This is a genomic window from Pseudomonas brassicacearum, from assembly GCF_009601685.2.
Classification (GTDB): domain Bacteria; phylum Pseudomonadota; class Gammaproteobacteria; order Pseudomonadales; family Pseudomonadaceae; genus Aquipseudomonas; species Aquipseudomonas kilonensis_B.
In genome coordinates, this window is the sequence record NZ_CP045701.2 from 2638983 (window position 1) to 2656183 (window position 17201).

Below are 17201 nucleotides of genomic sequence, written 5' to 3' on the forward strand. Positions count from 1 at the left end.
TCGATCCAGGCGCCGCGCAGGTCTCGGACCTGCGCACGCGCCGCGTCGCTCGCTAGCTTTGGGAATTGGGTTTGGTCTTGAGCTTGCCCAGCAGCTTGTCCAGGGATTTCTGGTTCAGCGCCTTGGCCAGCGGGAAGTCCGCGGGCATCAGCGAACCGGCCTGCGGGTCGAGGCAGTGTTCGACCAGTGCCTGCAAACGTTCCAGCAGGCGAGCGGGCAAACGGCTGTCGGCGTTCGGCGTGACGCTGTGCCATTCGACACGCAACACGCCGTCCTCCAGCCAGGCCACCACTTCACGGGCGTGGGTCACTCGGTTCACCGGGGCCACGTCTGGCGGCGGGGTCAGGCTGCTGGCGCGCAACCAGCCCGCTGGCGTTTGCTCATGCCCCAGGTAGTTGAACAGCACATCACCGTGGCTGGCCGGCAACTCGCCGCGCTGGCGCAGCAAGCCGTAGCCCAGGCCCTGGCCGGGTACGTCACGCAAGGCTTGCTTGGCGTTGCGCACCTGCTCGCCCGCGGCGCCGCTGGCGTTCACCCGCAGTGGGTAGAGGGTGGTGAACCAGCCGACGGTGCGGCCGACGTCCAGCCCGGCAAATGGGGCGTCACGCCCGTGGCGTTCCAGGTCCACGGCGATGTCGCTGCGCTGTTCGACCTCGGCCAGGGTCGCGGCGAGGGCGGCGATCAGCAGTTCTTCCGGTTGCGTGCGGTAAGCGCCATGGGATTCGGTCAGCCATTGCTGCGTACGGCTGGCGTCCCAGCGGGCCGACAGTGTCTGGCGCTCGGCGACCGTGGCCATTGGCGGCCGGTTCGTGCCGATCTGGGCACTCCAGTAGCGATGCTCCGCAGTGACCTTGGCGGCATGGGCCTGCAGGTGCTCGCTCCATTGACGATAGGAGGTGGTTTTCGCCGGCAACGTCGGACTTTCGCCCCGCTCCAGTGCCGGGTACAGCTGTTGGAAATCTTCCAGCAGCGGCGTCCAGGACACTGCATCGACCACCAGGTGATGAGCCACCAGGTACAGGCGCTGCGGGGTGCCTTCCAGCAGGGCCGCGGCAAACAATGGGCCGTGTTGCAGGTCCAGGCTTTGCGCGACTTGCAGCAATTGTTCCGGGTGCTCGCAGCAGGTCAGTTGGGCCGGGGCCACCGGCGCGATGTGTGCCTGCCATTGGCCGTCGACGTCGGTGAAACGCAAGCGCAGGGCGTCGTGGTGGGCCACCAACCGATCCAGCGTGGCTTGGACGATGGCCGGTTCCAGGCGACGGTCGCTGTCGGCCAGCACCGATTGGTTCCAGTGCGCGGCCTGCGGTTGCTGCTGGTCGAAGAACCACTGGTGCAAGGGCATCAGCGGCATCGGCCCGGTCACGTCACCTTGTTCGGCCTGGGCCAGCAGCGCCGTGGTCACGTGGGCCAGGGCCGCCGGAGTCGGCGAACGGAACAGGTCCCGTGGCGTGAGCGAATAGCCCTGTTCACGCAAGCGCGAGATCAGTTTCAGGCCAAGGATCGAGTCACCGCCCAGGGCGAAGAAACTGTCCGAGGTGCCGACTTCACGGCCACCGGTCAAGGTGTCGCCGAGCAGCTCGCCGAACAACTGGCAGAGCAGGCGTTCCAGGTCGGTGCGCGGTGCCGCGTAGTCCTTCTGGGTATTCGGCAAGGGCAGGGCAGCGAGGGCCTTGCGGTCGATCTTGCCGTTGGTGTTCAGGGGCAGGGCCGGGATTTGCACCCACACCGCCGGCACCATGTACGCCGGCAGCTCGGCCGCGAGCTGGGTGTCGAGGTCCGACTGTGCGGTGCTGCTGCTGTAGAACGCCACCAGGCGGTTGTCGATGACCAGCGTGCAGGCGCCGGTGATGGCTGGCAGGTTCAGCAGCGCTGAGTCGATTTCCCCCAGCTCGATGCGCTGTCCACGCAGTTTCACCTGATGGTCGAGACGGCCCAGGTATTCGATGTTGCCATCGGCCAGGAACCGGCAGCGGTCGCCGGTGCGGTACAGGCGATCACCGGCCACGAACGGGTTGGCGAGGAAGCGTTCCTCGGTCAGGTCCGGGCGTTTCAGGTAACCCCGGGCCACGCCGACGCCGCCGATGTACAGCTCGCCGATGCTGCCAATCGGCAGCGGTTGCAGGGCCTCATCGAGGATATACAAGCGCAGGTTGGCGATGGGTTTGCCGATCGGCACGATTGCATCGTCCGCCGAGCAACGCCAGACCGAGACGTCGATGGCTGCTTCGGTCGGGCCATACAGGTTGACCAGCGCCGCCGGGTGTAGACCCATGAACCGCCGGACCAGGTCCACCGGCAGGGCTTCGCCACTGGCGAACACCTGGCGCAGGTTGTGGCAGTTGACCAGGCTCGGTTCTTCGACAAAGGCACGCAGCATCGACGGTACGAAGTGCAACGTCGTGACCTGTTCCTGCTGGATCAACTGGCTGAGGTAGGCCGGGTCGCGATGCCCGTCCGGCCGGGCCACCACCAGGGTCGCGCCAGTGATCAGCGGCCAGAAGAACTCCCACACCGATACGTCGAAGCTGTACGGGGTTTTCTGCAAGACGCGGTCGTTCGGGCCAATCGGGAAGGCGTCCTGCATCCAGTGCAGGCGGTTCATCAAGGCGCCGTGTTCGTTCATCACGCCCTTGGGTTGGCCGGTGGAACCGGAGGTGTAGAGCACGTAGGCCAGGTCGTTGGCCTCGACGCTGATTGGCTCGAATGCAGAGGCTTGGGGCAACGTGTCGAGGGTCCAGGCTTGATGCCCGACTGGCAGGCGCGACAGCCATTGCGTTTGGGTCAAGGTGACCTTGGCATCGGCGTCTTCGATCAGGAACGCCAGGCGCGCGGCAGGCAACTCCGGGTCCAGCGGCAGCCACGCGGCGCCGGCATGGACGATGCCGAGCAAGGCCACGACCATCTCCACCGAACGCTCCATGCACAGCGGCACGATGCTGTCGCTGCCCACGCCAACTGCGCGCAGGGCCCGGGCGACGGCTTGTGCGCGCTGGTCCAGCTCGGCATAGCTCAGGCGCTGGCCTTCGAATACCAGCGCCGGGGCGTTGGGGCTCAGGGCCGCTTGTTGGCTCAAGGCCGTGTGCAGGTTGGTCGGGCCGCTGTAGTGGCGGTCGGTGGCGTTCCAGCGGTCCAGTTGCTGCTGATCCTGCTGTTGCGGGAACAGTTCGACCAGGGTGCGTTCAGGGCTTGCCACCAGGGCGTCGAGCAGCGCGCACCACTGCGCGCTCCAGCGTTGCATCGTCGTTTCGTCGTACAAGGCCGCTTGGTATTCCAGCGCCAGCGTCATGTCGTTGCCGTCGTCCTGGACTTCCCAGCTCTGTTCAAACTTGGCGTCGATCACCGGCAGCATCTGCTCTTCGACGTCCAGCCCCGGCCATTGGCTGCTGTCGACGCGGCCGTAGTTGAGGGAGAACAGCACTTGGAACAACGGCGTGCGGTTCAAGTCGCGGTTCTGTGCGATAGCGCCGACCAGGGTAGCGAAGGGCAGGTCAGCATGGGCCTGGGCTGCACGCAGGTCGGCTTCGAGGCTGGCGAGCAATTGCTCGGCAGGGGCCCGTTGGTCGACGTCGCTGCGGATCACCAGGGTGTTGACCAGACAAGCCAGCAGTGTCTGGGCTTGCGGTTGATCACGCTGGTCCGCCGGGGTGCCGAAGCGAATATCCCGTTGACCGCTGTAACGCGCCAGCAGCGCGCTCAAGGCCATGGCGAGCACCACATAGGTGGTGGTGCCGCGCTGACGGGCGAACTGGCGGATGGCGTCAGCGCGCTGGGTGCCGAGGCGGACGGTCAGTCGCCGGGCGCGACGATCGGCTTCGGCGCCACGCGGATGGTCGATGGGCAGGTCGAGCTGGTAGTCGTCCTGGCCCAGGTGTTTTTTCCAGTACTCCAGGCTGTTACTGCGCCGGGCCTGGGTGTCCGGGTGCTGTTGCCACAGGGCGAAATCGACGTAATCGATTTCCAGCGGTGCCCAGGCGGGCGAGTGCCCGTTCAGGCCGGCTGTGTAGGCCTGGGTCAGTTCGTCGATGAGCAACTGCATGGCCCAGCCGTCGGTGGCGCTGTGGTGCAGGCACACCAGCAACAGGTTCTCGTCACTGCCCTGGCGTTGCAACAGGTGCGCACGCCACGGCGCCGCGGCGGCCAGGTCGAACGGCGTCATTAGTGCGTCCTGGGCGTTGGCGCAGGCCGCTGCCCAGTCCTGGGTCGCAACACAAGTGACCGCGAGCGCCGGGCCGTGGTCGTCGATCAGCAATTGCGGCTCGCCGTCGATTTCGACGATACGGCTGCGCAGCACCAAGTGGCGCTGGCTGACCTGCGCAAAGGCCTCGCGCAAGACCTCGACCCGCAACTCGCCGCGCAAGGTCAGGGCGAACGGCATGTGGTACTCGCGGGACTCCGGCACCAGGCGGCTGAGCATCCAGAACCGGCGTTGGGCCAGGCCCAGGGGCAATTGCGCCGGGCGCGGTTGTGCGCTGATCGATTCACCGGGCATGGCCGCGCGCAGATGCTCGGCCAGGGCCGCGACGGTCGGTTGGGCGAACACCAGCGGTAGGGGCAGGGAAACCCCGAGGCGCTCACGCACCCGGCTGACCAGGCGGGTGGCCAGCAAGGAATGGCCGCCGAGTTGGAAAAAGTTGTCCTCGATGCCGACTTCCGAACCGCCCAACACCTCGCTGAACAGTTCGCAGAGCACGCTTTCAGTGGCATTGCGCGGCGCGGTGCGCGGCTGGTCGCTTTGGCTTTGTGGCAGCGGCGTGGCGGCCAGGGCCTTGCGGTCGAGCTTGCCGTTGCTGTTGAGCGGCAGGTTATCGAGCTGCACGAACAGACTTGGCTGCATGTGCGCGGGCAGGCTGTCGCTCAAATCGGCACGCAGGGTCGCCTCATCGGCGTCACCGCACCAGAAACTTACCAGGCGCTGGTCGAGCAACAAGGTGGCGGCGTCGCGAACACCGGCCTGGGCCAGCAGCGCAGCGTCGATTTCTCCCAGTTCGATGCGCTGGCCGCGCAGTTTCACCTGGTGGTCGAGACGCCCCAGGTACTCGATGTTGCCATCGGCCAGGAAACGGCAACGGTCGCCGGTGCGGTACAGGCGATCACCGGCCACGAACGGGTTGGCGAGGAAGCGTTCCTCAGTCAGGTCCGGGCGTTTCAGATAACCCCGGGCCACGCCGACGCCGCCGATGTACAGCTCGCCGATGCTGCCAATCGGCAGCGGTTGCAGGGCCTCATCGAGGATGTACAAGCGCAGGTTGGCGATGGGTTTGCCGATCGGCACGATCACATCGTCCGCCGAGCAACGCCAGACCGAGACGTCGATGGCCGCTTCGGTCGGGCCATACAGGTTGACCAGCGCCGCCGGGTGTAGACCCATGAACCGCCGGACCAGGTCCACCGGCAGGGCTTCGCCACTGGCGAACACCTGGCGCAGGCTGTGGCAGTTGACCAGGCTCGGTTCTTCGACAAAGGCACGCAGCATCGACGGTACGAAGTGCAACGTCGTGACCTGTTCCTGCTGGATCAACTGGCTGAGGTAGGCCGGGTCGCGATGCCCGTCCGGCCGGGCCACCACCAGGGTCGCGCCAGTGATCAGCGGCCAGAAGAACTCCCACACCGATACGTCGAAGCTGTACGGGGTTTTCTGCAAGACGCGGTCGTTCGGGCCAATCGGGAAGGCGTCCTGCATCCAGTGCAGGCGGTTCATCAAGGCGCCGTGTTCGTTCATCACGCCCTTGGGTTGACCGGTGGAGCCGGAGGTGTAGAGCACGTAGGCCAGGTCGTTGGCCTCGACGCTGATGGGCTCTCCAACTTCAGCATTTGGCAACGCATCCAGCGTCCAGGCGTCATGCCCGGCGGGCAGGCGCGACAGCCACTGCGCTTGGGTCAAGGTGACCTTGGCATCGGCGTCTTCGATGAGGAACGCCAGGCGCGCGGCAGGCAACTCCGGGTCCAGCGGCAGCCACGCGGCGCCGGCATGGACGATGCCGAGCAAGGCCACGACCATCTCCACCGAACGCTCCATGCACAGCGGCACGATGCTGTCGCTGCCCACGCCTACTGCGCGCAGGGCCCGGGCGACGGCTTGTGCGCGCTGGTCCAGCTCGGCATAGCTCAGGCGCTGGCTTTCGAACACCAATGCCGGGGCGTTGGGGCTCAGGGCCGCTTGTTGGCTCAAGGCCGTGTGCAGGTTGGTCGGGCCGCTGTAGTGGCGGTCGGTGGCGTTCCACTCGATCAACTGGCGACGACGCTCTGCCGCCGGCAGCGGTGTCCAATCGCCGAGGCGGGTCCGTGGCGCTTCGAGCATCGCTTCCAGCAGTTGTTGCCATTGTTCCAGCCAACGCCGGGCAGTGCTTTCGCTGAACAGCGCGGCGCGGTATTCCAGCAACACCGACAGCACCTCGCCGTCATGCACTTCCCAGTTCAGGTCGTACTTGGTGGCCTGGGCGGTCACGGCGCGTTCGCTGACCTGCAACTGCGGCCATGGCTGGCTCGACGAGTCGGCGTTCTGCATGGCGAACAGCACTTGGAACAGCGGCGTCTGACCGAGGCTGCGCGAAGGTTTCAAATGCTCGACGACTTGGTCGAAGGGCACGTCCTGATGCTGTTGGGCATCCAGCACACGGTTGCGCACCTGGCCCAGCAAACCTTCGAAATCCAGCGCCGGATCGAGGTCGGCACGCATGACCACGGTGTTGACGAAGCAGCCGATCAGCGGCTGCAGCTCGGCGAATGGACGCTGGGCCACCGGGCTACCGACCCGTACGTCGCGCTGGTTGGCGTAGCGCCCCAACAGCAACTGCGCCGCACCGAGCATGAGCATGTACAGGGTGGCGCCGCGTTGCTGGGCGAACTGCCGCAGGCGCTCCACCAGGGCGGGCGGCAATTGCAGCTGGACCGCGCCGGCCGCCGGGGCGAGCTGGGTTGGCCGGCCCTGTTCGGTTGGCAGGTCCAGCAGGTAGTCGCCGTCCTCCAGTTGGTTGCGCCAGTATTCCAGTTGGCTGCTGAACGCGGTCTGTTGAGCGGGTTCGCGCTGCCAGAGGGCGTAATCGGGGTATTGCAGCGCCAGCGCCGGCAGTGCCGCCGGGGTGCCCTGGCACTGAGCGGTATAGAACTGTCGCAGTTCATCCAGCAGGTTCTGGCTGGAGGCGTCATCGGTGGCGCAGTGGTGCACGCTGAGCAACAGCAGTGATTGGGCGGCGCCGCTGCGTTGCAGCAGCGTGGCACGGACCGGCACTTCGGCGGCGAGGTCGAACCGGCGGCCGGTTTCTACGTGGATCGCCGTATCGGTCAGTTGCTGCCATTGCGCGTCGCTGGTCGCTTGCAGTGCCGTCACTTGCAGGCTGATATCGACCTGCGGTTCGATCACCAGCGCCAACTCGCCGTCGCTATCGCGCACGATGCGGCTGCGCAGGATCTCGTGGCGTTGGACCACGCTGTTCAGGGCCGTGTGCAGGGCCTGGGCATTGAGTTCGCCGTCCAGTTGCACGGCGCTGACCACGTTGTACTCGCCACCGCCGGTGCTCAGTTGTTCAAGGAACCACAAGCGTTGCTGTTCGAACGACAGCGGCAGGCGCGCCGGACGCGCTGCCGGGACAAAGGTCGCCGCCGGGGCTTGCAGGGGATCACCCAGCAGCGCGGCCAAGGCGTCGAGGGTCGGGTGTTCGAACACCGCCCGCAACGGCGGCACGCTGGCGAACTGTTGGCGCAGGCGGGCAAACAACGCCGCCGCCAGCAGCGAGTGGCCGCCGAGGTAGAAGAAATGGCTGTCGCGGCCGATCTGCGACGACGGCACGTTCAGCAACTCGGCCCACAGGGTGGCCAGTTGCTGTTCGGCGGCGCTGCGGGGCGGGTCGAGGGCGTCTGGCGCGGCTTGGATGTCCGGGGCCGGCAAGGCCTTGCGGTTGAGTTTGCCGTTGTCGGTCAGCGGCAGCTCATCGAGCAGCACGAATGCCGAGGGCACCATGTAATCGGGCAGGGCGGCGCCAACGGCTTTGCGCCAGGCGTGGATGTCGGCCTGCTGGTCGCACGTCACGTAGGCGACCAGGCGCTTGTCGCCGGGCACGTCTTCACGGGCCAGCACCACGGCCTGGCGCACGCCCGGTTGAGTGCCGATCAGGGTTTCGATTTCCCCCAGTTCGACGCGGAAGCCGCGGATCTTCACTTGGTGATCCATGCGCCCCAGGTATTCGAGCTGGCCATCGGGCAGCCAGCGCACCAGGTCACCGGACTTGTACATCCGCGCCCCGGCCACGGGGGAGAACGGGTCTTCGATGAACACCTTCGCGGTCTGCTCGGCGCGGTTGAGGTAGCCCAGGGTCACGCCGGCACCGCCGATGTGCAGTTCCCCCGGGACGCCCACCGGCATCGGGTTGAGGAAGGCATCGAGCACGTAGGTGCGCACGTTGGCGATGGGTCGGCCGATGATCGGCCGCAGCGGGAAGTCATCCACCGCGCAACCAGTGGCATCCACGGTGCATTCGGTCGGGCCGTAGGTGTTGAAGAAGCGGCTGCCGGCAATCGACGGCAGGCGTTGCCACAGTTGTGCGTCCACCGCATCGCCACCGAACAGCACGAAGCGCGGCAGGTACACCTCGCCACGCCGAACACCGTCGCTTTCAAGCAGGGCCTTGAGTTGCGCCGGGGTGCATTCGAAAGCGTCCAGGCAGGTGGCGCGGAAGAAGCCGGCCAGGGCCTCGGGGTCGTAGCGCACGTCTTCGGGAGTCAGGTACAGGCTGTGGCCGTCGAGCAGCAGGATCAGCTCGGCCACCGAGCTGTCGAAGGCGAACGAATAGTTGAAACTGGTGCGCATCGGCTGGTCGGTGTAGCGGCGATACAAGCCATGGATCCGTGCCCAGGCCAGGTTGACCACCGAGCCGTTGGTTACCAGGGTGCCCTTGGGCTTACCGGTCGAGCCGGAGGTGTACATGATGTAGGCCAGGTCTTGTGGGCCGGCGAGCGGGGCAGGGTTGCTGTCTGGCTGGTTGGCGAACAGCGCTGCGTCGCTGTCCAGGCGCAAGCGTGGCAGTTCGGCGCCCAGCTGTTCCAGCAGGCCTTGCTGGCCGAGGAACAGTGCCGGCTGCGCGTCTTCAAGCATGTACGCCAGGCGATCCACCGGGTAGGTCGGGTCCAGCGGTACATAAGCGCCGCCGGACTTGAGAATGCCCAGCAGGCCGACCAGCAGTTCCAGCGAACGCTCGACACACAGCGCCACCGGGCGGTTGGCGCCGACACCGCGGCTGCGCAGGTAATGCCCCACCTGGTTGGCGCGCCGGTTCAGTTCGCCGTAGCTCAGGCTGCGGCCTTCGAAACACAGGGCGTCGCGTTCCGGGGTGCGCTCGGCCTGTTGTTCAAACAGTTGAGCAAAGGTCAGGTGGGTCGGCACCTGCATCTCGGTGCGGTTCCACTCGACCACGGTGCGTTGCCACTCCGCGTCCATCAACAGCGGCAAGGCGGCAACCGGGCGTTGTGGCTCGGCGAGCATGTGTTCGAGCAGATGCTCCAGGCGGGCGAGAGTCTGGCGGGCGCTGTCGGCGACGAACAGGTCCAGGGCGAACATCAGCTCCAGTTGGATCGGCGCATTGGCCGGGCACAGCACGTGCAAGTCCAGATCGCATTCGGAGTGGCGCAGCGGCGTGTCCAGCGCTTCGAATTCCAGCCCCGGGAAACGCAACCGCGATTCCATTGCCAGTTGCTGGGCGACCATCACCTGGTACAGCGGCGCATGGCTGAGGCTGCGCGGCAGTTGCAGGTTGTCCACCAATTGTTCGAACGGCAGGTCCTGATGCAACAGGCCAGCGCGCAGACGCTCGGCCACTTGTTTGACCAGGGCGGTGAAGCCGGCTTGCGGCTCGAAGTCGGCGCGGATCGCCAGGTTGTTCAGCAAGATGCCCAGCAGGCCTTCGGTGCCCGGTTGTTCCCGGTGGGTGACCGGGGTGCCGACCAGCACCGTGGCGTCGCCGCTCAAGCGGTGCATCAACACGGCGAAGCCGGCGAACAGGACGGTGAACGGTGTAGTGCCGAGGCGACTGGCGAATGCTTGCACCTGGGCGCTGAGGTCGGCGCTGAGTTCACGCTGCACGATCCCGGCGCGGTAGCTTTGCACCGATGGCCGTGGATGATCGGTGGGCAAGGCCAGCAGCGGGCTGGCATCGCTGTCGCGCCGATCCAGAGTGGTGGTCCAGTAATCGAGCTGGCGCTTGAGTTCGGCGCCTTGCAGGTGTTCGCGCTGCCAAAGGGCGAAGTCGGCGTATTGCAGTGGCAGGGCCGGCAGTTCGGCGGGGGCGCCGTTGCATCGGGCTTCATAACCCAGGGCCAGCTCGCGCAGGGCGATGGTGGCCGACCAGGCGTCCGAGACCAGGTGATGCAGGGCGATGCCGAGCACATGTTCACCCGGCGCCAGGCGCAGCAAGCGCGCACGCAGCAGCGGTGGGCAGGTCAGGTCGAAGGGCTGCTCGAAGGTGTCTTGCAGGGCATTGAACTGCGCGCCAGCGCGGGCGGTGGCGGTCAGGCCCGACAAGTCTTCGAAGGGCAGCGCGATGTCCAGCGCTGGGCTGATGCGTTGGCACGGCACGCCGTTGTTGTTGTAGATGCCGGTGCGCAGGATTTCGTGGCGCACCAGCAGGTCGTTCAGGCTGGCGTGCAGCGCCGGGACGTTGAGTTCACCCTTGAGGTGCAGGGCGAACGGGATGTTGAACAGGGTGGTGCCCGGTGTCAGTTGCTCGATGAACCACAGGCGTTGTTGCGAAAACGACAGTGGCAGCAGCGCCGGGCGTGGCTGGGCCTTGGGCACGCTGATCGCACTGGTTTGCGGTGCGGCGGCCTCGGCCTGGCGGGCGCCGATGGCCTCGGCCAGCAAGGCCACGGTCGGTTGTTCGAACAGTACCCGCAATGGCAGGTCCAGTTTGAACTGGGTGCGCAGGCGGGCCACGATCTGGGTTGCCAGCAGCGAGTGCCCGCCGAGGGTGAAGAAGTTGTCTTCCACGCCTACTGTGTCGCGCCCCAGGACCTCGGCCCAGATGGAAGCCACGCTGGTTTCCAGCGTGTTGCGCGGGGCGATGCTGTGCTGGGTGTCGGCCTGCCAGTCCAGCTCGCGGGCGGTGAGGGCCTTGCGATCGACCTTGCCGTTGTTGTTCAGGGGCAGTTTGTCCAGGCAGACGAACGCGGCCGGCACCATGTACGGCGGCAGTTGCGCACGCAGGTGTTCGCTCAGGCCGTCGCTGCCCAGCGAATCGTCATGGGCCGCCCAGTACGCCACTAGCCAGGCTTCGCCGACGGTGTTTTCCCGCAGCAGGACCGCGGCTTCGCGTACGTTCGGGTGCTGGGCGAGGCGGTGTTCGATTTCCGTCAGCTCGATCCGGTGCCCGCGCAGTTTCACCTGCTGGTCGCGGCGGCCGAGGTATTCGATCACCCCGTCTGCCCGCCAGCGTCCCAGGTCACCGGTGCGGTACAGGCGTCCTTCGAGTTGAGGGTGGTCGATGAACGCGTCAGCGGTGCGTTGCGGGTCGTGCAGGTAGCCGCGGCCGACACCGACACCACCGACACAGATTTCCCCGGCCACGCCAACCGGCACCGGGCGCAGGGCTTCGTCCAGCACATACAGGCGGTTGTTGGCGGTCGGCTGGCCGATGGGCATGTGGCTGACTTCGGCCCCCGGTGCTTCGAAGATCGGCTGGAAGGCCACGTCGTCGGCGCATTCGGCCGGCCCGTAGGCGTTCATCAGGGCGATGTCGGGGAACCGCGCGAACCAGTCGCGGGCCACGGTCGGCGGTAGGGCTTCGCCGGTAGGCAACACCCAGCGCAGGTCCGGCAGGTGCAGGTCGCACGGGCACAGCGCGAGCACGGTGCGCATCAGGCTCGGGACAATTTCCAGCACGTTCAGGCGCTCGCTGGCGAGCACTTGCAGCAGGCCTTGCGGGTCGTGGGCGACTTCATCCGGAAGAATGTGCACGGTGGCACCGAGCACCGGCGCGGCGAGGAACTGCCACACCGAAATATCGAACGCCACCGAAGCGGTCTGGGGAATCCGGTCGGCGGCGTTGAGGCCCAGGGCCGGCACCTTGCCGAAGATGTTGTTGAGCATGCCGCGCTGTTCGATCATCACGCCCTTCGGCGTGCCGGTCGAACCGGAGGTGAACAGCACGTAGGCCAGGCTGTCCGGACCGGCAAGCACCGGCAGAGGCACGTCGTTGCCGGACCTCCAGCAGGCCTCGGCGAACAGCGCCTCGGGCGCCCGGTCGAGGCCGCTGAGCAGTTGATCGAGCAGGCCGCTGCAGGCTTCGCTCGCCACCAGCATGGGCGCGCGGGACAGCCCGAGGATTTCCCGCAAGCGCTCGGGCGGGTGATTGACTTCAAGGGGCAGCATCGCCGCGCCGGCCTTGAACACGGCCAGCATCATGGTCAACAGCGCCAGGCCACGGGGGGCCACCAGCGCGACCAGTTGGTCTTCAGCGGCGCCGGCCTCGCGCAGGGCGTGGGCCAGGCGCGTGGAGCGCAGGTCCAGCTCGGCGTAAGTCAGCGACTCCCCGTCGCAGATCGCGACGACCTGCCCTGGGCGCTGGGCGACTTGGGCGGCAAACAGCTCGGCGTAGCTTTGCTCCAGCGGGAAATCATGCGGGTTAAGCGCCCATTCGCCCAGCAACTGCTGGCGTTCCTCGGCGGCCAGCAGCTCGAAGCTGGCCAACGGCGCCTCGGGGGCGGCGAGCATGCTGCGCACCAGGCTGGCGATGTGACCCAGCGTGCGTTGCACGGTGGCGGCTTCGAAACGTTCGCGGTCATAGGAAACGCGGATGCCCAACTGTTCGCCCGGCAGGATCACCACGGTCAAGCCGTAGTGGGTGTGCACGCTGTGGTCCATGCCTTCGAGGCTGAACTGGAAGCCGCCTTCGAGAATCTGTTCGTCGATGGGCGCGTTTTCGAATACCAGGATGCTGTCGAACAGGGTCTCGCCCCGGGGGAAATCACTCCAGCCCTGGATGTCGGTCAAGGGCGTGTGCTCGAAGTCGCGCATGTCGACGTTGAGCTTTTGCAAGTCGCCCAGCCAACTGCCGAGCGAGGCGTTCGGGTCCACCGAAACCCGCAGCGGCAAGGTGTTGATGAACAGGCCGATCATTTCCGCGACGCCAGTCAGGTCGGCCGGACGCCCGGCCACGGTGACGCCGAAGACCACGTCCTGTTGCCCGCTGTAACGTGACAGCAGCAGCGACCAGACGCCCTGGAAGAACGTGTTCGGGGTGATCCGGCGACTGCGGCAGAACGCCGCCAGTGCCTGGGTTTCCTGTTCGTCCAGGTGAATCAGTTGGTCGTCCACCAGCACCGCATCGGTGTAGCGGTCGCGGGTCACGCCGTTGTCCACGGTCAGCGGCGTGGGGGCATTGAGACCTTGCAACTGGCCGCGCCAGAACTGCTCGGCCTTGCTCGCGTCCTGGCGTTGCAGCCACTGGATGTAATCGCGAAACGGCCGCGGGCTTTTCAGTTCCGGCGTGCGGTCGTTGCACAGTGCTTCGTAGACTTTGAGGAAGTCCACGGTCACCAGGGAAATGCACCAGGCGTCCATCAGAATGTGGTGGAAGCTGCGAATGAACTCGTAGGATTCGTCGGCCAGGCGCACCAACCGGAAGCGAATCAGCGGCGGCTTGGACAGGTTGAAGCCGACTTTCTGCTCGTCTTCCAGCAGCGTGCGGATCCGCGCTTCCTGCTCATGGGGGGCGAGCCCGCGCAGGTCGAGGGTGTCCAGCGGTACCTTGACCTGGCGATGGATCACCTGCACCGGTTGCTTCTGGCTTTTCCACTGGAAGCTGGCGCGCAGGGAAGGGTGCAGCGCCACCACCTGGCGCCACGATTCGAGGAACGCCCCTTCATCGATGGCCCCGCCGATGCGGTAGCGATCCTGCATCAGGTACACACCGGAGTCTTCGTGCAGCAGGGAGTGGAACAGCATCCCTTGTTGCAGCGGCGACAGTGGGTAAATGTCTTCGATCGGGTTGCCGGTGGTTTTTTCGGTGGTCATTGAAAGCGTCCTGCGTAAAAAGGGGCAACGGTGATGGCGGGGCGACGGGACGAGCCGCTCACAGGTCGGCCTCGTCCAGTTCGGCCATCAGCGCTTGCATTTCGTCATCGGTCAGGCCCGAGGCGCTGAACTCGGTGCTGTCAGCCTGTGGCTCGGCGGCGCTCGGCGCCAGCGGTTGCGCGACCTCGGCCATGGCCGCGATGGTCTGGCGTTCGAAGACTTGCTTGGCCGAAAGCGCGATGCCTTGCTCGTGGGCCTGGGCCACCACTTGCAGGCTCAGGATCGAGTCGCCGCCGATGGCGAAAAAGTTGTCGGTGACGCTCACCGTCGAGAGCTTCAAGACCTTGGCGACGATGGCTTGCAGGGCGGTTTCCATGGCGTTGCGTGGCGCCACGTGGGCGCTTTCGTCGAACGAGTCGGGGTCGGGCAATTGGCGGGTGTCGAGCTTGCCGTTGGGCGTGCGCGGAAAACTCGCCAGGGTCAGCACCAGGGCCGGCACCATGTACGACGGCAGGCGCTCGCCGAGGAAACGCTTGATCGCCTCGGAATCCGGTGCGTAGCCGTGGGCGGCGAGGATGTAGGCGAGCAGGCGCTTGCCGGCGGCGTGTTCCTGGACGATCACCGCGGCTTCGCGCACGTCGCTGTGGCTGCACAACTGGCGTTCGATTTCACCCAGCTCGATGCGGTAGCCGCGCACCTTGACCTGATGGTCCTTGCGCCCCAGGAACGCCAGGCGCCCGTCGGCCAACCAGCACGCCAGGTCGCCCGTACGGTAGGCGCGGGTGCCGTCGGCCAGGGTGACGAAGGCCTTGGCGGTTTCTTCGGGTTTGTGGCGATAGCCGCGGGCCAGGGTCGGGCCGGCGAGGACGATTTCCCCTGGCTCGCCGATGCCGCAGGCGGTGTCGAATTCGTTCAGCAGGCGCAGGTCCATGCCGGCGATGGGGCGGCCAATGCTGACGTTGCGGTTTGGCTCAAGCACCTCATAGGTGGCCCAGACGGTGGCCTCGGTGGGACCGTATTCGTTCACCAGACGGGCGTGGGGCAAGGTCTTGCTGTGTTGCGCGATCAGCGATGGCGGGCAGGCTTCACCGGCGACGATCCAGCAGACGAGGCTGTCGGTGCCTGCGCTGCGCTGCAATTGATCGAGCAGGGCCTGGTACAGCGATGGCAGCGACAGACCGTGGCTGACCTGATGCTGGGCAATCAGTTGCGCCAGGCGGGACATTTCCAGCTCTTCTCCCGGGGCGGGCAAGACCAGGCGCCCGCCTTGGGCCAGGGTCCAGAAAATCCCGGCGACCGAACTGTCGAAGGCGAACGACGACAGCAGCAGGTAGGCGCGCACCGGAGTGTCATAGGTGGCCATGCGCACCTGGGTCGAGAAGCTCAGGGCGCCGTGGCTGATTTCCACGGCTTTCGGCGCACCGGTAGAGCCCGAGGTGTAGATCAAGTAGGCGAGGTCGTTCGCGTCTGGCAGCGGCAGCGCCGGCCAATCGCCGAGGTCCGGCGTTGCCAGGTCATCCAGCACGAAGCGTTGCAGGGTGGCCGGCACGCTGTCGGCCAGTTCGGCACTGACCACGATGTGGGCAATGGCGCTGTCGGCGAGCATGTAGGCGCGGCGGTCGGCCGGGTAGGTCGGGTCGATCGGCACGTAGGCGCCACCGGCTTTCAAGACGGCGAGCATGGCGACAATGGCCGCGTTGCTGCGGGCGAACAGGATACCGACGGGCACCCCGGGACCGATCCCGGCGGCGACCAGTCGATGGGCCAGGTGCGTGGCGCAGGCGTCGAGGCGGCTGTAGCTCAGCGCGCCGTCCTGGTCGCTGAGGGCGATGGCGTTTGGTTGCTGGCGAACCTGACGGGCAATCAGTTCCACCAGCGTCACCGGTTCGATGGACGGCACGCTTGTGCTGGTGCCGATCAATTGTGATTGCAGCGCTCCACCCAGGGGCAACTGGGCCCAGGCCCGTTGCGGTTCAGCCAGGGCACCTTGCAGCAGTTGCAGCCATTGCTCGGCGAGGCAACCTGCGGCTTCGGCGCTGAGGGCATGGCGGTCGTAGACCAGTTGGGCGTGCAGGCTGGCGGGCAACTGGCGTACGTTCAGGCACGCCTTCAGCGGGTTTATCACTGCGCTGGCATGACGTTCCCGGGCATCGCCCGAACGCCAGGCAAAGGCATAGCCGGCGTTGAGGTGGCCGACGTAATAGTCTTGCCAGCCGACGGCCCGTTCCCGGATGGCGGCCACTCGCGTGCTTTGTTCCAGCAGGGTCGCTTGGGCATCCAGTTCGATGCTCACGGGCAGGCACTGCTCGAACAGGCCCAGGGCGTTTTCCAGTTCCGCGCCACGACTTTCATGGATGAGGGTGAGCGGCACCTGTTGCTGGCCGGCCAATCGTCCCAGCACCGCTGCCCATGCCGCCAGCAGCAGGTCCGGGGTCAGGGCCGAGTGACGGGCGAGGTCAGTCGGCAGGGTCAGGTCCAGTCGGGACGGCGCAAACCCGCCCTCGACGGTCGATTCGAGGGGCAGTTGCAAGGTGGCCTGTTCGGTTTCGTCCGAAGGCTTCCAGAAGCTCACGCCTGGATGGTCCGGCGCCTCCTCAACCAGGCTCCAGCGCCATTCGGCGTAGTCGGCGTACTGCAAGGTGTCGGAAAGGTCGGTTGCGGTGTCGTGCAGCAGTGCGCCGGCCAGCCATTTCAGGCTGGCGAGGTCGAAGTGGCTGCTGGCCGCCGCCAGGTCCAGGACCGCTTGTTCATCGGACAAGCGCACCAGGGTCACGCACAGTGGGGTTGCCCAGTCGCGGGGCTGGGTGGCGAGCCGGGCCAGCGCGGCGTCCTGGTCTGCGCCGCTGTGTTGGCGCAGGTCCTGGAGGTTCACCGCCAGCGAGCCGGTTTCGTCGATCACCTGCACCGGGTGGCGCAGGCCGGGCACGGGCATCAGGCGCGTGCGCAGGATTTCACTGCCGGCCACCAGGGCTTGCAAGCGGTTGTTCAGGGCATCGACGTCCAGCGGCTGCGACAGCGACCATTGCAAATGGCAGCTGAACGGGTGCTGCGCCGCGCCGTTGATGTGGGGGTAAACCGATGTCTGTTGCGGCGAAATACGAAAACCTTGAAGTCCGCTCATGTTCATCTCGACTGGAAAAGGGCTTGAGCCTGGATCACCGCACAGACGTCGGGGCTTGCTGGACACGTGTCAGGCAAGCCT

The 17201-nt window shown here is 66.4% G+C and carries 2 protein-coding genes; both read right to left on the reverse strand.

All coding sequences use genetic code 11. From position 1 onward, the window contains the following. Positions 1-52: 52 nt before the first annotated feature. Positions 53-13999: a non-ribosomal peptide synthase/polyketide synthase gene (locus GFU70_RS11555; RefSeq protein WP_153388062.1), complete on the reverse strand. Its 13947-nt coding sequence runs from the start codon at positions 13997-13999 to the stop codon at positions 53-55. Between the two features lie 58 nt (positions 14000-14057). Next, the gene (locus GFU70_RS11560) at positions 14058-17120 is read right to left on the reverse strand and encodes a non-ribosomal peptide synthetase (RefSeq protein ID WP_153388063.1); all 3063 of its coding nucleotides are present in this window, start codon (positions 17118-17120) and stop codon (positions 14058-14060) included. Positions 17121-17201: the final 81 nt, after the last annotated feature.